The organism is Facklamia sp. 7083-14-GEN3, assembly GCF_024742075.1.
Taxonomy (GTDB): domain Bacteria; phylum Bacillota; class Bacilli; order Lactobacillales; family Aerococcaceae; genus Facklamia.
Genome location: NZ_JANSGD010000001.1, coordinates 436918 through 455155 on the forward strand (window position 1 = coordinate 436918; position 18238 = coordinate 455155).

Annotated in this window: 16 protein-coding genes; all 16 read left to right on the forward strand. The window is 36.5% G+C overall.

Annotated elements, in window-relative coordinates:
• Positions 1–126 precede the first annotated feature (126 nt).
• A complete protein-coding gene (tsf, locus tag NW240_RS02090) occupies positions 127–1008 on the forward strand; it encodes a translation elongation factor Ts (RefSeq protein WP_258435792.1) in 882 nt (293 codons plus the stop codon).
• Between the two features lie 66 nt (positions 1009–1074).
• On the forward strand, positions 1075–1803 hold the full coding sequence (gene pyrH, locus NW240_RS02095; RefSeq protein WP_258435793.1) for a UMP kinase: 729 nt from the start codon (positions 1075–1077) through the stop codon (positions 1801–1803).
• A gap of 84 nt (positions 1804–1887) precedes the next feature.
• Positions 1888–2433, forward strand: a complete 546-nt coding sequence (frr, locus tag NW240_RS02100; RefSeq protein ID WP_396134553.1) for a ribosome recycling factor — start codon at positions 1888–1890, stop codon at positions 2431–2433.
• Positions 2434–2589: 156 nt separating this feature from the next.
• Positions 2590–3315, forward strand: a complete 726-nt coding sequence (locus tag NW240_RS02105) for an isoprenyl transferase (RefSeq protein WP_258435796.1) — start codon at positions 2590–2592, stop codon at positions 3313–3315.
• A gap of 25 nt (positions 3316–3340) precedes the next feature.
• Positions 3341–4138 (forward strand): phosphatidate cytidylyltransferase, encoded by a 798-nt coding sequence (locus NW240_RS02110; RefSeq protein WP_258435797.1) that lies wholly within the window; start codon positions 3341–3343, stop codon positions 4136–4138.
• An 18-nt stretch (positions 4139–4156) separates the two neighbouring features.
• Positions 4157–5410, forward strand: coding sequence for an RIP metalloprotease RseP (gene rseP / locus NW240_RS02115; RefSeq protein ID WP_258435798.1), 1254 nt, complete (start codon positions 4157–4159; stop codon positions 5408–5410).
• A gap of 55 nt (positions 5411–5465) precedes the next feature.
• Positions 5466–9779: a PolC-type DNA polymerase III gene (locus NW240_RS02120; RefSeq protein WP_258435799.1), complete on the forward strand. Its 4314-nt coding sequence runs from the start codon at positions 5466–5468 to the stop codon at positions 9777–9779.
• Positions 9780–9895: 116 nt separating this feature from the next.
• Entirely contained in the window at positions 9896–10369 is a 474-nt protein-coding gene (gene rimP, locus NW240_RS02125; RefSeq protein WP_258435800.1) for a ribosome maturation factor RimP, read from the forward strand.
• A 24-nt stretch (positions 10370–10393) separates the two neighbouring features.
• On the forward strand, positions 10394–11638 hold the full coding sequence (nusA, locus tag NW240_RS02130) for a transcription termination factor NusA (RefSeq protein ID WP_258435801.1): 1245 nt from the start codon (positions 10394–10396) through the stop codon (positions 11636–11638).
• A gap of 38 nt (positions 11639–11676) precedes the next feature.
• Positions 11677–11973, forward strand: coding sequence for an RNase P modulator RnpM (gene rnpM, locus NW240_RS02135; RefSeq protein ID WP_258435802.1), 297 nt, complete (start codon positions 11677–11679; stop codon positions 11971–11973).
• Positions 11970–12296 (forward strand): ribosomal L7Ae/L30e/S12e/Gadd45 family protein, encoded by a 327-nt coding sequence (locus tag NW240_RS02140; RefSeq protein WP_258435803.1) that lies wholly within the window; start codon positions 11970–11972, stop codon positions 12294–12296. Before rnpM ends, NW240_RS02140 begins: the two co-directional genes overlap by 4 nt.
• Before the next feature lie 22 nt (positions 12297–12318).
• Positions 12319–14634 (forward strand): translation initiation factor IF-2, encoded by a 2316-nt coding sequence (gene infB, locus NW240_RS02145; RefSeq protein ID WP_258435804.1) that lies wholly within the window; start codon positions 12319–12321, stop codon positions 14632–14634.
• An 11-nt stretch (positions 14635–14645) separates the two neighbouring features.
• The gene (rbfA, locus tag NW240_RS02150; protein ID WP_258435805.1) at positions 14646–15032 is read left to right on the forward strand and encodes a 30S ribosome-binding factor RbfA; all 387 of its coding nucleotides are present in this window, start codon (positions 14646–14648) and stop codon (positions 15030–15032) included.
• A gap of 159 nt (positions 15033–15191) precedes the next feature.
• The gene (gene truB, locus NW240_RS02155; RefSeq protein WP_258435806.1) at positions 15192–16112 is read left to right on the forward strand and encodes a tRNA pseudouridine(55) synthase TruB; all 921 of its coding nucleotides are present in this window, start codon (positions 15192–15194) and stop codon (positions 16110–16112) included.
• Positions 16113–16114: 2 nt separating this feature from the next.
• Positions 16115–17050: a riboflavin biosynthesis protein RibF gene (gene ribF, locus NW240_RS02160; protein ID WP_258435807.1), complete on the forward strand. Its 936-nt coding sequence runs from the start codon at positions 16115–16117 to the stop codon at positions 17048–17050.
• A 152-nt stretch (positions 17051–17202) separates the two neighbouring features.
• Positions 17203–18231, forward strand: a complete 1029-nt coding sequence (gene hrcA, locus NW240_RS02165; RefSeq protein WP_258435808.1) for a heat-inducible transcriptional repressor HrcA — start codon at positions 17203–17205, stop codon at positions 18229–18231.
• Positions 18232–18238 lie beyond the last annotated feature (7 nt).

Consider the following 18238-nt stretch of genomic DNA (forward strand, 5'->3'; position numbering starts at 1 on the left):
GCCAAGCACCTTTTAGACAGCTTTTTTATGAAAATACTCATATTAGACTTTAGCAAGTTAAATAATTTTGATATAATAGTTAAGGTAGCATATTATTTAATGATATTTCCAAGGAGGATTTTATAGATGGCAAATGTAACTGCAAAACAAGTAAAAGAATTACGTGATATGACTGGTGTTGGAATGATGGATGCTAAGAAAGCCTTAGTTGAAGTTGATGGAGATATGGATAAAGCAGTCGATTTATTACGTGAAAAAGGACTTGCAAAGGCTGCTAAGAAAGCAGACCGTATCGCTGCAGAAGGTTTAACTGCAAGTTATATTGATGGAAATACTGCTGCATTAGTTGAAGTAAACTCTGAAACAGATTTTGTTTCAAAAAATGACAAGTTCGTTAAATTAGTTAACGATATTGTAAAAGCTGTTGCTGAAGGCAAACCAGCCGATATGGAAGCAGCTAATGCCTTGGAAGTTAACGGAAAAACAATTGCTGAATTAATTACAGAATCAACCATTGTAATAGGAGAAAAACTTTCTTTCCGTCGTTTTGCTCTTTTAAATAAAGGTGATAACGATGTCTTCGGTGAATATTCTCACCAAGGAGGACGTATTGGTGTCTTAACTGTTGTTTCAGATTCTAAAGATGAAGAAGTTGCAAAAGATGTTGCCATGCACGTTGCGGCAATCAATCCTAAATATCTAAATCGTGAAGATGTTGATGCTGAAGTGATTGAACGCGAAAAAACTGTTCAACGTGAGTTAACATTAAACGAAGGAAAGCCTGAAAAGATTGTCGACAAGATTGTTGAAGGCCGCATGAACAAGTTCTATAGCGAAATCGTATTAAATGAACAAGCTTTTGTTAAAGATGGCGATCAAAAAGTTGCTGATTATGTTGGCGGTAAAGGCGGTAAAGTTACAGATTATGTACGTTTTGAAGTTGGAGAAGGAATTGAAAAACGTAAAGATAATTTTGCTGAAGAAGTAGCAGCTCAAATGGGCAAGTAATTAAAAGTATTAATAAGGACCCCAGTTTTTGCTGGGGTCTTTTTAAAGGAAAAGAAGGGTGAAAAGATGGTTAAAACAAAATATCAAAGAGCGATTCTAAAACTGAGTGGAGAAGCTTTAGCAGGTGAAAATGGATTTGGAATTGATCCTGCCACAGTACGTTCAATCACGCAACAACTTAAAGAAGTTCACCAATTAGGCATTGAAATAGCCATCGTTGTAGGTGGGGGAAATATCTGGCGTGGTTCAATTGGCGCTGAAATGGGAATGGACCGGGCACAGGCAGATTATATGGGAATGCTAGCAACTGTAATGAATGCTTTATCATTGCAAGATGCTCTAGAAAATCTTGATGTTCCTTCAAGAGTTCAAACATCAATTGAGATGCGTGCTGTAGCTGAGCCTTATATTCGTAGACGTGCGATTCGTCACCTTCAAAAGGGTCGAGTAGTCATTTTTGCTGGTGGTACCGGCAATCCTTATTTTACAACGGACACCACTGCGGCTTTAAGAGCAGCTGAGATTGAAGCGGATGTTATTTTAATGGCTAAGAATAATGTCGACGGGGTTTACAGTGCGGATCCAAAAACCGACCATACCGCTACTAAGTTTGAAAATTTAACGCATTTAGATGTGATTTCTAAGGGCTTGAAAGTAATGGATTCTACTGCTTCTTCCTTGTCTATGGATAACAATATTCCATTAGTTGTTTTTAACTTAAACGAACCTGGTAATATTAAGCGTGTTGTTCTCGGTGAAAACATCGGAACAACTGTTGGGAATAAGCAAGATTAGATTTAGCTTTTTATATTTTTTTAAAATATGCTATAATTAAGCAACTATATAATTTATAGGAGGAAGAAAATGGCTGCTGATACTATGTTAAAAAACACTGAAAGCCGTATGCAAAAATCAATTGATGCTTTTCAACGTGAATTAGGAACCATTCGCGCAGGTGTTGCCAATGCCAGTATTTTAGATCGTGTAATGGTTGAATATTATGGGACACCGACTGCCTTAAATCAATTAGCTTCAATTAATACACCTGAAGCAAGAATGTTAGTCATTTCACCCTATGATAAAGGTTCGCTCCAAGATATTGAGCGTGCAATCATGATGAGTGATGTAGGTATTATTCCTACAAATGACGGTGAAGTTATTCGTCTTGTAATTCCTGCTTTAACAAAAGAAAGACGCGAAGAATTAGTTAAAGTCATCGGTAAAGAGCAAGAAAATGCAAAAGTTTCAGTAAGAAATATTCGTCGTGATGCAATGGATGAAGCAAAGAAACTTGAAAAAGATAGTGAAATTACTGAAGACGAATTGAAACGTTATGAAAAAGATATTCAGCAATTAACTGACAATGCGACCAAAGAAATTGATCGTTTAACTTCAGTTAAAGAAGATGAAATCAGAAATAACTAAAAATTGACCATAAATCAAGTCAAGAGGTCTTGACTTGATTTTTTATTATGAGTAAATTTCAATTTTTGAATAATTAACTAGGGCGAGTTTTCTTTTAATATATAATTTCTTTCTGCTATAATTAAAAGGTATTTATGCTAGTGAAAGGAAACAACCATGAATTTAGATAATATGAAAATTCCTAACCATGTTGCAATTATTATGGATGGCAACGGCCGCTGGGCCAAAAAGCGTCTTTTACCTCGAGTGATGGGCCATAAAAAGGGTGTCGAGACCATCAAAAAAATTACCATTCGTGCGCATCAACTTAATATTAAAGTATTAACAGTTTATGCCTTTTCAACCGAGAATTGGGCACGTCCTAAGGATGAAGTTAATTATTTAATGGCTTTGCCAAAAGATTTTTTCGATTCTTTCATGCCTGAATTAATGAAAAATAATGTTAAAGTCACCTATATTGGAAATGCTGATCGTTTGCCTGAAGATACTAAGAAAATTCTAAATCGAGCGGTAGAAAAAACGCAAGATAACACTGGTTTAATTTTAAACATTGCTTTAAATTATGGCGGGCGTCAAGAAATTGTTCAGACCATTCAAGACATCAGTCAAGCTGTTTTTAGAAACGAAATAAAATCAGAAGAAATTACTGAAGACTTAGTTGATCAATATTTAATGACTCAACATCTTAAGCCTTACTCAAATCCAGACTTGATGATCCGGACTTCCGGGGAAATAAGACTCAGTAATTTTTTATTATGGCAATTAGCCTACAGTGAATTTTATTTTACTGATGTATTATGGCCCGATTTTTCGACCGACGATTTTGACCAAGCGATTGCAGCCTATAATAAAAGACAGAGAAGATTTGGAAAAATTTCTTAAATGTTAGAAAGGAGTAGGGATCATAGTGAAACAAAGAGTCATTACAGCGATTATTGGGATCTCTATTTATCTACCATTTGTCATCCTTGGTGGGAAATGGTTTAGCTATTGTATAATGTTGTTGGGAGCAGTTGCCTTGTATGAAATGGCTGAGATGAAAAAAATTGATTATTTAAATGAAATAGGAATAATATCAACTTTAGCCTTGGCTTCGGTTCTTTTACCAGAAAAATATTTTGGTCCGATCTTTTCTGAGGCTGACCCCTTGATGATTTTTTATTTAGCAGGAATGTTATTATTAATTTTGACGGTTTATAATTATCAACGGTTTAATTTTGTGGATGCGTCTACCTTAATTTTTGCATCTCTCTATATAGGTTTTGGCTTTCGCTATTTAATTATGATTAGAGATCTTGGATTAACGACCATTCTTTATGTTCTCTTGGTGATTTGGTCAACGGATACAGGAGCTTATTTAATTGGTAGGAAGTTTGGTAAAAATAAGCTTGCTCCAAGAATAAGTCCCAACAAAACAGTAGAAGGAGCTTTGGGAGGTATAGCTACTGCCTTTGTGGTGGCTAGTATTTATAGTCTCTTTTTCACAGTAGAAATAAAAAATCCACAATATCTTGGTTTTTTAACTATTCTTATCTCTATAGCAGGTCAGTTTGGTGATTTAGTAGAATCTGCTTATAAAAGAGACTTTGGAGTAAAGGATTCCGGTAAATTACTTCCAGGACATGGGGGAGTATTGGATCGATTTGATTCAACAATATTTGCTAGCATCATGTTTGTTGTCTGGAATAATTTTTTAGGTATTTAATTAGAAATGGAGTAAGCGATGTTAAAAACAATTTTAGTTTTTTTAATTATCTTTTCGATTATTGTGATTATTCATGAATTTGGTCATTTATATTGGGCTAAAAGAGCGGGTATTTTAGTAAGAGAATTTTCGCTGGGTATGGGGCCTAAAATCTTTTCTAAACAGGCTAAAGATGGAACAACCTATACCATTCGTGCTTTACCTATGGGAGGTTATGTTCGTTTAGCTGGTTTGAATGAAGAAGCTGAAGTTCAACCGGGACAATCTTTAGGTTTATCTTTTAATGAGCAAAATGACGTTATTAAAATTAACCTCAGTGAGACTAGTGATATCAATGAACTACCTGTTCGATTAGATAAGGCCGATTTAGTTAATGAGATGACCTTGGACGTTTATGAGCAAGGGGAAGAAGTTCTTAAAACCTATCATGTCCATCCTCAAGCAGAAATCATTGAAAAAGATGGTACTATTATTCGTGTAGCGCCCTTAGCGACTCGTTATGAATCAGTTCCCGTTTGGAATAAGATTCTCACTAACTTTGGTGGCCCACTTAATAACTTCATTTTGTCGATTGTGGCTTTTGCGATTGTCGGTTTACTGCTTCCAGGTATTCCTACTAATACTAACCAGATAGGTCAAGTGGTTGAAGGGAGTCCTGCTGCTGGAGCTGGTTTGCAAGCTGGAGATCGAATTACTAAAGTCAATACACAAGCGACTAAAGATTGGCAAGGTTTAGTAGATTTAATTGCCAAATACCCTAATGAGACCGTTCAATTAGAAATTCAAAGACAAGACCAAGTCATTGAAAAAGAACTCCAATTGGAAGAGAATGAATTGGGATATGGATCGTTAGGAATTACAATCGGTCAATCGACATCAATTAAAGATCGTTTGGCGTTTGGTTTTACAGCCACCTATCGTACCTTTATTATGGTGCTCTCGGCTTTAGCCACATTATTTTCACGCGGGTTTGATTTAAATATGTTAGGAGGACCTGTGGCAATGGCACAAGCGACTAGTACGGTAGCTAATGAGGGCTTAATCGATATTATTGCATTCCTTGCTTCCTTATCTACCAATCTTGGTATAGTTAACTTATTACCAATACCGGCCCTAGATGGCGGAAAAATCGTCTTGAATTTGGTTGAATTGGTTAGAGGTAAACCACTCAGTCAAGAAAAAGAAGGGATAGTTACCATGGTAGGTGTCGTTTTGGTATTAATTTTGATGATTGCAGTTACTTGGAATGATATTATGCGAGCATTTTTCTAGAAATAAAATCCCTGTCTTTTACGGGGATTTTTTTAAGTAAAAGGAAAGGATTCATATGAGCAAAGAAAAGACTTTATTCGATGTTTTATTGGAGCAACTTAATATTACTGATCCAGACATTCTAAGTGTATTAGCAGGGGGTCAAATTGACCAAGTGGAAGTTTTTGCAGACAGCCGACGGTGGAATTTCCATTTAAAATTTCCACAACGGATTCACCCAGATCTTTATTACCTCTTAATGACTAGTATGCGTCAGGCTTTTTCTTCAATAGTAGAAACCGAAATATGGTGGCACTTTGATACGGACGAAACTAATAATAGTCAGTTGATTGAAGATTATTGGGAAAAAATTAAAACCGTAATTATGAATGAAACACCTTTTTTAAGGGCTTGTTTGCAAGATGCTTCCATTTCCTATGATGCCAGTACACAGTTGCTTGAAATAGGTTTGGCGAGTCAAAGTCAAGTGGATACGTTTGACAATAAATATGATCAAGTAATTAAAAGTCGCTTTAATCAAGTAGGTTTTAAAGAAATAAAAATTACTTACTATGTTGACCAAGCGCTAAGCGATGCGACTCATCAAAAAACTAAGCAGCGTTTAGAAGAATTGGATCACCAAAATTTGCTTGAAGCGATTGAAAATGAAGAGAAAAAACAAGAAAAGCAAAAGCAATCAGCCAATACTAGTGATATCAAACCAGTAGGGAAAGATATTCCTAATATTGCAGCTACCCCTATTATCGACTTACCAGAAAACCAATATAAGCAAGTAATTGAAGGTTATGTTTTTGCCAACGATATACGTGACTTACGTTCGGGAGAAATTTTGTCCATATTGAAAGTAACCGATTATACTTCCTCTGTGGCCGTCAAGTTAATTTCTGGTCGTCGTTTAAGTAAAGAACAAATTAATCAGTTTCAAATAGGAGACTGGCTAAGAATGGAAGGGGATATGGTTCCAGATAATTATTCAGGCGAATTGGATTTTAGGCCTCGTTCAATTCGTAAATTAAACCCTACCAAACGTCAAGATACATTTGAAGGTGAAAAAAGAGTAGAGCTACATTTGCATTCTAATATGTCTCAAATGGATGCGACTAATACTGTTTCAGATTATATTAAAACAGCGGCTAGATGGGGACATTCAGCCATTGCAATTACCGACCACTCAGGCGCTCAAGCTTTTCCAGAAGCTTATTATGCTGGGAAAGAAAACGATATCAAGGTTATTTACGGTATTGAAGCTAATATTGTTAATGACGGTGAGGCCATTGCTTATAATGAAAGTAACCTTGATCTTTCTGAAGCTAATTATGTCGTTTTTGATGTGGAAACGACTGGTCTATCTTCTGTTTATGATCGGATGATTGAATTAGCTGCTGTTAAAATGCACAAAGGGAATGTAATTGATACCTTCGAGGCCTTTATTAATCCAGGTCACCCTCTATCATCCTTTACGACAGAACTGACTGGGATTACTGATGCCATGTTAGAAGGGGCTCCTAGTGAAAAGGAAGTCGTTGATCAATTTTTGGCCTTTACCCAGGATACAATTTTGGTGGCACACAATGCTTCCTTTGATATGGGCTTTCTAAATCAAGCCTATGTTCGACACGGTATTCCGATGAGCGAGTTACCTGTGATTGATACGCTTGCCTTATCAAGATTAGTTAATGCTCATATGAAGGGGCACCGATTGAATAATCTTGCAAAGCATTACGGTATTAATCTCGAGCAACACCATCGAGCTATTTATGATTCGGAAACAACAGGGCATATCTTATTTAAACTATTAGAACAAGCAAATGATCAATTTCAAATGACTCATCATCATCTATTAAATCGAGAGATGGGTAAAGGAGACGCATATAAGCAGGTACGTCCTTTTCACGCTACACTCATTGCAAAAAATCAAGCAGGTCTTAAAGATCTCTTTAAACTGATTTCTATTTCCAATGTGGAATACTTCTATCGCGAACCCAGAATTCCGCGTTCTGTATTAAATCAGTATCGAGAAAATTTACTGGTTGGTTCTGCCTGTTCCAATGGTGAAGTTTTTACAACTTTGATGCAAAAAGGTTATCAAGAAGCCAGTGACCTAGTGGGATATTATGATTACTTAGAAATTCAACCTCCTTCAGTCTATGACACCTTGATTGAAGAGACTTTGATTAGATCACGAGAAGATTTGTTTAAAATCATGCAAGGAATGGTTAAACTAGCTAAAGAACATAACAAGTTATTGGTAGCTAGCGGGGATGTTCATTATCTAGAAGAAAGAGATTCTATTTACCGTGAAATATTATTGAAGTCTTTAAAAAGAAATGCCAATCGCGACCTACATTTTCCACCTCTGCATTTTAGAACGACTAATGAAATGTTAGAAGAGTTTTCTTTCATGGGAGAAGAGTTGGCTTATGAACTAGTAGTCACTAATCCCAATAAAATAGCTGATTGGGTGGAAGATGATATAGAAGTCATCCACTCAAAACTATTTACCCCAAACATTGAAGGATCCGATCAAAAAATTCGTGATTTAGCTTATGGTAAGGCCTATGAAATGTATGGAAATCCTTTACCAGAATTAATTGAAAAAAGGTTAGAAAAAGAATTAAATTCGATTATTTCTAATGGTTTTGCTGTTATTTATTTAATTTCGCAAAAGTTGGTTTTAAAATCGAACCAAGATGGTTATTTAGTTGGATCAAGGGGTTCGGTAGGATCCAGTTTTGTAGCGACTATGACTGGAATAACGGAAGTCAATCCTTTAGCCCCACACTATTATTGTCCGGACTGTCATTACAACGAGTTCTTTACGGATGGTTCAGTTGGATCAGGATTTGATTTACCGATTAAAACCTGTCCATCGTGTGGTAAAGAATTAAAACGAGACGGACAAGATATACCTTTTGAGACTTTCTTAGGTTTTAAAGGAGATAAGGTTCCTGATATTGATCTTAACTTCTCTGGGGAATATCAACCGCAAGCTCATGCATACACTAAGGTCTTATTCGGTGAAGACCATGTATTTCGTGCGGGAACGATATCCACTGTTGCACAAAAAACCGCTTTTGGATATGTAAAGGGTTATTTAGAAAATACCATGACCCAAGTGCCTCAAGCAGAAAAAGAACGTCTAGCCAAAGGAATCGAAGGGGTTAAACGAACAACCGGTCAACACCCAGGTGGTATTATTGTTATTCCAGAATATATGGATGTTTATGATTTTACGCCCGTTCAATTTCCAGCAGAAGATATTCATTCAGAATGGCAAACAACTCACTTTGACTTCCATTCCATTCACGACAATGTGTTGAAACTAGATATTTTAGGACACGATGATCCGACCATGATTCGTTTCTTACAGGATATTTCAGGCATTGATCCCAAAGATATTTCTTTCTCAGATCCTGATGTGATGTCCTTGTTCTCAGGTCCTGAAGCCTTGGGTGTGACTAAAGAGCAAATTTTTTCTGATACGGGTACTTTAGGAGTGCCAGAATTTGGAACGAATTTTGTTAGAGGGATGCTGAATCAGACCAAGCCATCTACCTTTGCAGAATTATTACAAATCTCAGGCCTTTCTCATGGGACGGATGTTTGGTTAGGCAATGCTGAAGAATTGATTCAAAAGAACATTGTTCCCTTAGCCAAGGTAATTGGCTGTCGTGATGATATCATGGTGACACTCATGCAATATGGATTAGAAGATTCCTTAGCCTTCAAAATAATGGAGCATGTACGTAAAGGACGGGGGATTCCAGATGATTGGCAAGCTGAAATGCGAGCAAATAATGTACCAGAATGGTATATCGATTCTTGCTTAAAGATTAAGTATATGTTCCCTAAGGCCCATGCGGCGGCTTATATCATGATGGCTCTAAGGGTGGCTTACTTTAAGGTTCACTATCCAAAGTTTTATTATGCAGCTTACTTTTCAGTAAGAGCATCAGACTTTGATATCATTGCTATGCATCAAGGCAAAGAAATGGTTAAACACCGCTTAAGAGAAATTATGGCCAAGGGAATGGATGCCTCAGTAAAAGAGAATAGCTTGCGAACAGTTTTAGAACTAGCTAATGAAATGTTAGAACGAGGGATAACTTTCCAAATGATTAATTTGGAAAAATCAGATGCCACTAAATTTATTATTGATGGTGAGAGTCTGATTCCTCCTTTTAGAACAATTCCTGGTTTGGGAGCAGGGGCTGCTAAATCGATTGTAGAAGCTAGAGAGCAAGCAGCTTTTATTTCTAAAGAAGACTTACAAAAACGCGGCAAAGTTTCAAAAACTATCATGGAATATTTAGAAGAGAATGGTGTCTTAGCTGATTTACCAGATGAAGACCAGCTGTCGCTCTTCTAACTTGTTGATTAATTGAGAATGTGATATACTTTACTTAGCAAATTATTCGAGGAGGAGTGGGCGGAAACGCTCGCTCCTTTATTATTCAATAAAAATATAAATGAAGAGGTGAATTGATGAGTATTGTGATAGATAAAGTCCAGCCGCTAGTGGAACCAATTATCGAGTCCTTAGATTGTCAACTTGTTGATATTGAATATCTAAAAGAAGGAAAGCATTGGTTTCTCCGTATCTATGCTGATAAGGAAGGTGGCATTGATTTAGATCATTGTGCTTTAATTTCAGAAAAAATTTCTGAAGTCTTAGACGCTATGAAACCAGATCCCTTTCCAGCAGCTTACTTTTTAGAAGTTTCCTCACCAGGTGCTGAAAGGCCTTTAAAAAATGAAGAACAAATTCGATCAGCTATTGGTGAATATGTTCACTTTGATTACTATGCCCCTCAATATGGTGAAAAACAACACGAGGGCGTTCTTTTAGATGTGACAGAAGATTATTACTTATTGAAAGTCCAAATTAAAACAGTCACCAAAGAACTTGAAATTAACAAGAAGAATGTTGCTAAGGCAAGACTTGCTGTAAAATTTTAGCAAGATGAGATAGGAGAGTTAATTGTGAGCAAAGAATTAGTAAATGCGATGAAGGTTCTTGAAGCAGAAAAAGGGATAAAACCTGAAGTTATAAAAGAAGCTTTAGAATCTGCTTTAATATTGGCCTATAAGAAAAATTATGACCAAGCACAAAATGTGGAAGTCGTTTTTAACGAAGAAACAGGCGATATTAAAGTCTATTCAGTGAAAGAAGTTGTGGATATCAATTATGATTCCACTCTGGAAATTTCTTTGGAAGAAGCTTTGAAAATTAATCGTGCCTATGAAATAGGAGACAAGATTAAATTTGAAGTGACCCCTAAAGATTTCGGACGAATTGCTACTCAAACAGCTAAACATGTCGTTATGCAAAGAATACGCGAGGCAGAAAGAGATATTATTTATGATGAATTTATTGTTCATCAAGATGAAATTTTAACAGGAACCATCGAACGTTCTGATGCGCGTAATGTTTATGTGAACTTAGGTAAAGTTGAAGCTATTATGCCAGCAAGTGAACAAATTCCAACTGAGCAGTTTCAAATGGATGAACGGGTAAAAGTCTATGTAGTCAAGGTAGATAAGACGAGCAAGGGACCGCAGATTGTCGTTTCACGCTCGCATGCTGATTTTCTTAAAAGATTATTTGAGCAAGAAGTTCCGGAAATCTATGAAGGGGTTGTTGAAATAATCTCTATTGCACGTGAGGCAGGTGATCGTTCAAAAGTGGCAGTTTCTTCCCGAGACTCTAACATAGATCCAGTTGGAACCTGTGTTGGCCCTAGAGGATCTCGAGTTCAAAGCATAGTCAATGAATTAAATGGTGAAAATATGGATATCATTCAATGGGATGAAGATCCAGCTATTTTCATTAAAAATGCTATGAATCCAGCAGAAGTGATGAATGTTGTGTTTGATGAAGATAATCACGCTTGCATTGTTGTGGTGCCAGATTATCAGTTATCCTTGGCAATAGGTAAAAAAGGTCAAAATGCCCGTTTAGCTGCTCGCTTGACCGGCTATAAGATTGATATTAAATCTGAGACTAGCTATCAAGAATACTTAATTCAACAAGAATTAGCTCAAACAGCTGACCAAGAAGAATTAAGTGTTGAAGAGAAAACAGATAATTCAGAAGAAATGCTTGAAGCGTCTTCAAGTCAGTTAAATGAAGAGCTAGTAGAAGTTAATGTAGAGAATCAAGAGCTTGAAGAGGAATCACTCGAAGAAGATCTGGCGCAAGTGTTTGAAGAAGAAACAGAAGAGTAATAAGCTATTAACTTATGAATAATTAAAGGAGGATGGAAATGAGCCAAGCGAAAAAAAGAAAAATTCCCATGCGCAAATGTGTCGTTACTGGTGAATCTCATCCCAAAAAAGATTTAATCCGTATTGTCAGAACCCCAGAAGGATCAATCGAAATAGATCCTACAGGCAAAAAGAATGGACGAGGAGCATATATTGCCTTGGATCCAGAATTAGCCTTACAAGCTGAAAAGAAAAAAGTTTTTAACCGAACTTTTGAAACGGAGATTGATAAAGAGTTTTATCAAGAATTATATCGTTTTCTAGACCATCAAAAGGCGCGAAAAGAATTACTATGAGCCCAGAAGAAAAACAACTCAATTTGTTAGGTTTGGCTCAAAGAGCTTCAAAATTAATTTCCGGTGACGAATTAGTCACTAAAGCCACAAAGAACAAAAAAGTTAAACTTTTGATTTTAGCGATTGATGCCAGTGTTTCCACTAGTGAACGCTACCATCGTTTGGCTAATGAAAATAAAATAGCCATTAATCATCGTTTTACAAAGTATCAAATTAGTCATGCAATCGGCAAGTCACGCACTGTCTGTGGGATTACTGATCGAGGGATGGCTGAAAAATTTTTATCTTATGTGACAGGAGAAAATACAATGAATAATCAATAATACAAGATAGGAAGGTGTTTGTATGAGTACGATTCGTATATATGAATTTGCTAAACAAAACAATATGACTTCAAAAGAAGTCTTAGTGCTTGCTGAAAATAATGGTTTTGATTTTAATAGCCATATGTCCTCGGTAACACAAGAACAACAAGAACAATTAAAGAAGGCTTTACAAAATAATAAAGCTAGCAGTAAACAAACCAAAAAGGATGTTGAGAAGACGAAAGCTACTAAAGAATCAAATCAAAAAGACAATCATAATAAAGATGCTAATCAGAGCAAGGTTGAAGATAAATCAAAAACTTCTAAAAATTCATCTTCTCAAAAAGATTCTCAAGCACAAGGTCATAAGAATACAAACGCTAATAACAATGCAGTTTCTAACCAGAAGAAATCAGCTGATAATAAACAAGCTGTAAAGGGACAAAAATCTAACCAAAACAATCAAAGCAATTCGTCCAATAAATCTACAGGCGGATCTAAAAGAAGTCGTGGCGATCGCCGTCGTGGCCGTCGTGGTAAGCAAAACAATAACTATCAGAAAGAGTCTAAGGGCTTAACAGCTCGTAAGCACAAAGACCTTCCTGAAGAGTTCCACTATACCGAAGGCATGAATGTGCAAGATATTGCTAAAGGTTTCCACCGAGATGCAACTGAAATTATTAAAAAATTACTCCTTCAAGGTGTGATGGTCAATCAAAACCAAGCGCTTTCTAAAGAAGTGATTGAACTTATCTGTTTAGAGTATGGTGTAGAGCCAATTGAAAAAGTAATCGTCGAAGTTTCTGATTTAGATCACTATTTTGAAGAAGCTGCTGAAGATGAAAATCAAAGTATTCGTCCACCAGTTGTGACTATTATGGGACACGTTGACCATGGTAAGACGAGTCTGCTGGACTCATTCCGCAACTCTAGGGTAACTGAAGGAGAAGCCGGAGGAATTACTCAGCATATTGGTGCTTACCAAATTGTCTTGAATGATAAACCGATTACTTTCCTTGATACACCAGGGCATGCTGCTTTTACTACTATGCGTGCACGTGGTGCGGATGTAACCGACATTACAATTATAGTCGTTGCAGCAGACGATGGTGTGATGCCGCAAACTGTTGAAGCAATTAATCATGCTAAGGCTGCAGATGTGCCGATTATTGTGGCAATTAACAAAATTGATAAACCAGAAGCCAATCCTGATAAAGTAATGACTGAGTTATCAGAACACGGTATTATTTCTGAGGCTTGGGGTGGTGAACATATTTTTGTTAATATTTCTGCTAAATACGGAACTAATTTGGATGAGTTATTAGAAATGATTTTATTGGTATCAGAAGTTCAAGAATTAAAAGCCAATCCAGATCGTCTAGCTTTAGGTTCAGTAATCGAAGCACGCTTAGATAAAGCGACCGGTGCGACTGCTACTCTATTAGTTCAACATGGAACATTGCACATAGGTGATCCAATTGTTGTTGGTAATACTTATGGCCGGGTAAGAACTATGGTTAATGATCAAGGCCGTCGAATTCGCTCGGCTGGTCCATCCATGCCAGTTGAAATTACGGGCTTGAATGATGCACCTCAAGCGGGAGATCAATTTGTTGTTTTTGAAGATGAAAAAACAGCTCGTCAAGCTGGAGAAGAAAGAGCTCAGAAAGCTCAAGAACAACAAAGAGACCTTAAGAAGAAAGTTACTTTGGATAATCTTTTTGAAACTTTACAAGAAGGCGAGCTAAGATCAGTCAACGTCATCCTAAAAGCAGATGTTCAAGGTTCAGTGGAAGCTTTAGCCGCTTCTTTAATGAAGATAGATGTTGAAGGAGTAAAAGTTAATATTGTCCATCAAGCGGTCGGAGCAATTAATGAGGCTGATATAACTTTAGCCAATGCTTCATCAGCAATCGTAGTAGGATTTAATGTTCGACCAACTCCTCAAGCAAGGCAGCAAGCGGAGGAAGAACAAGTAGATATTCGTCTTCATAATATTATTTATAATGTGATTGATGAAATTGACACAGCTATGAAAGGATTGCTAGACCCTGAGTATGTTGAAGAAGTGACAGGTCAAGCAGTAGTTCGTGAAACCTATTCAGTTTCTAAATTAGGTACCATTGCTGGTTCATTTGTTTTAGATGGCTTCATTCAACGTACAAGCAAGGTTCGCTTGATTCGTGATAACATTGTAATTTATGAAGGAGATCTTGCAAGTCTGAAACGCTTTAAAGATGATGTTAAAGAAGTAAACAAAGGATTAGAATGTGGAATTATGATTGAGGGCTATAATGATATCAAAGTTGATGATATTATTGAAGCCTACCGTATGGTCGAAGTTGAACGAAAATAAAGGAGTTTTAAATGGTTAAATATCGTATAGGACGTGTTCGTCAAGAAATAATGCGAGAAGTGAATGACATCCTTCTAAAAGAGATTAAAGACCCTCGTGTAGAAGGCGTTACTATTACTGATGTAGAGCTTACTGGTGACCTACAAAATGCGACGATTTTCTACTCAACTCTTAGTGATAAAGCCGGTGAAAGACAAAAAACAAGTGATGGCTTGAAAGCTATCACAGGTAAGGTTCGCTCAGAGTTAGGAAGTCGCTTAAGTCTATACAAGGTTCCTGAAGTTAAATTTGAAAGAGACCAATCAGTGGATTATGGTAGTCGCATTGATTCATTATTAAACCAATTACATGAATCAGAGTCTTTGGATGAAGCAAGCTCAGATCAGTCTGATCAATAATTTTATGTTTTAATCAATCAAGAGCTGTTTTTTCGCTGATCTCATAAATGAGAGGCGTTAAAACAGCTTTTTAATCTTCCTGGAATTAAGAATGTTGCTTGGAAGCAAGTAACAAGTAAAGTATAATCATAATTGTTATTAATGAAGGGGTTGGCTTGAATGAACGGAATTGTCGCTGTATGGAAAGAAAAGGGCATGACTAGTCATGATGTCGTTTTCAAAATGCGTAAAATTTTTAAAATGAAGCGTGTAGGCCATTGTGGGACCTTGGATCCTGAAGTTGAAGGGGTTTTAGTTGTTTGTCTAGGTCAGGCAACCAAATTAGTTGAAATACTAATGGATAGCAAAAAGGTCTATCAAGGGGAAGTCACTTTAGGGCAAGCGACCGATACGGAAGATGCACAGGGTCAAGTTATAGCAGAGAAATTAGTTCAGCAGGCTATCGAAGATAAAGTCATTGATCAAGCTATGTATTCATTAACAGGTCAAATCACCCAGATTCCCCCTTATTACTCAGCAGTCAAGGTCAAAGGTAAAAGACTATATGAATATGCTCGAGCTGGTCTTGAAGTGGAAAGACCTAAACGTCAAGTATATATCGATTATTTTAAACGTTTAGAAGCGTCACGCTATTACGAAAGTGAAAAAAGACAAACTTTTTCTTTTGAAGTGAAGTGCAGTAAAGGCACTTATGTCAGAACGTTAGCTGTGGAGTGCGGTAAGTTATTAGGATATCCTAGTCATATGTCAAAACTAGTAAGGACTCAAGCAGCAGGTTACCGTCAAGTGGATAGCTATCGCTTAGACGACTTGAGACAATTAGCAGAAAAAGACGCTTTAAATACAGCCGTTCATCCGATTGAATCGGCCGTATCGCATTATGCTAAAATTCAACTAAATCAAGAGCAGTTTGCAGATATAAAGCATGGGAAAGTTTTAGACATCAATTATTTTAATGAGAGACTTATAGAGCCAACTGCCTTGTTTTATCAAGAGCGCTTATTGGCGATTTATGGTCCGCACCCTAGTAAAGAGAATTTAATAAAACCAATAAAGATGTTTCCAATGGAAGGAGATTAAGCTTGCAGACTATTTACTTATCACATCCCTATGATCACGAAAAAATATATGATCAACCTGTTGTTTTAGCTTTAGGTTTTTTTGATGGTGTTCACCTAGGCCATCAGGAAGTTATCAGAAAAGGTCGTCAATTAGCTGATCAGTATCAAGTATCCTTAGCAGTTTTAACTTTTAACCACACACCTCGTCTCGTATATCAACAAATTCATCCGAACCACTACCATTACTTAAGCGACAATACGCGAAAAAAAGAACTAATGAAAGCTAATAGAGTAGATATCTTATATATTGCTGAGTTCACTTCAGCCATGGGCGCGCAAAGTCCCCAAGAGTTCGTGGATCGTTATATGGTTAATTTGAATGCTATTCATGTGGTGGCAGGTTTTGATTACACTTACGGTCTTAGAGAGATTGCTAATATGCAAACATTAATCGACCATAGTCAAGGACGGTTCAAAATTAGTGAAATTCCTAAAAAAACCATCGATGACCAAAAAATATCTTCCAGTGAAATTCAATATCAGATATCAAATGGAAATATTGATTTAGCTAATCAAGAATTAGGTTACATTTATGAAACTAGAGGGATTATCATCAATGGATTAAAAAGGGGAAGAAAATTAGGATTTCCTACGGCTAATGTGGCAATTAATCCTGGTCAATTAACACCTGGTATTGGGGTTTATGTGGTCGAAATTTGTGTCCAAGGTCAATGGCATATTGGCATGGCTTCCATTGGATATAACATTACCTTTGATGATGTGAAAGAACTTTCCGTTGAAGTTTATATTCTAGACTTTGATCGAATGATTTATGGTGAAAGGGTTCGTGTTAAGTGGCATCATTACTTGCGTGGCGAGATTAAATTTGACGGTATTGAAAGTTTGATTGATCAGCTTGAGGAGGATCAAGTTCATACACGGGCGTATTTTAAATAAAAGTCCAATAAATGCAGAGAATTAGCACTTTATAGAGAAGAGTGCTAATTTTTTTAAATTTATGGGCATATTCCCTTGACAAAGGTAATAGAGGGTAGTAAGATAGAGACAGTTAGCACTCGAACTAAATAAGTGCTAATAATGTGAGGTGATTGATCATATTAACAGCTAGACAACACCAAATCTTAGAATTGATTGTTCGCCTTTATGCTAATTTAGAGGCACCAATCGGATCAAAGACTTTGCTCAAGGAGAGTTTTCTTGACATAAGTCCGGCAACTGTTCGTAATGAGATGGTTGTTTTAGAAAAAAACGGCTTTCTTGTTAAGGCGCATACATCAAGTGGTAGAATTCCTTCTTATGAAGGCTATCGTTACTATGTAGATCGCCTAATCACTAAAATTGAGACAGATTCATGGGAACAGTCTTATGAAGCGGATCTCAAAGCAGTTAGCGAAATCTTCTTAAATCGTCAACAAGATAATTTTAAGATGGCTAAAATTGCTGCGGATTTATTGGTGTCTTTAACCGGCTTACCTTGCTTGGTTTTTGGACAGAATAATGAAGAGCATCGAGTAGCTGACTTTAAGTTAGTACTTTTGAGTAACCATCAAGTAATGGCTATCCTATTATCAGATCAAGGACATGTTGAAAATAAAATGTTCCAGACTCTTTATCCGGTTGAGGAAGAAGATTTACGTCAAATGCGTTCAATTCTGAATTCAGAATTGAAAAGTATTACTTTAGAAGATGCTTATCAGAGGACTAAACTAACTATTCCGATGATTATGCAAAGACAATTGTCAACTTCGATTGATTTTTCTCCTTTAGTTGAGAAGTCAATTCAACAAGTTAAAGGAACGCGGTATTTTGTTTCTGGCAAGAATAATATTTTTAATTGTTTGGATCAACGTTACTCCAACAATGAATACAAAAAATTATTCAATTTGATTGATGGATCAAATGAATTGTTTGATCTCTTTGATCAACGCCAAGATGGAATCGAAGTTCTTTTCGGACAAGAGTTTGCTCCGGAAGGGATGCGTCATTTATCTTTAGTGACGGGAACCTTCACAAAAGACTTAAACAAAATGACTTTAAGTATTTTAGGATCATCGACTATGCAATATTCACGTATGATTGTCCTAATGGAGCAGATATTAAGAGAATTTAATCAATAAAGGAGGT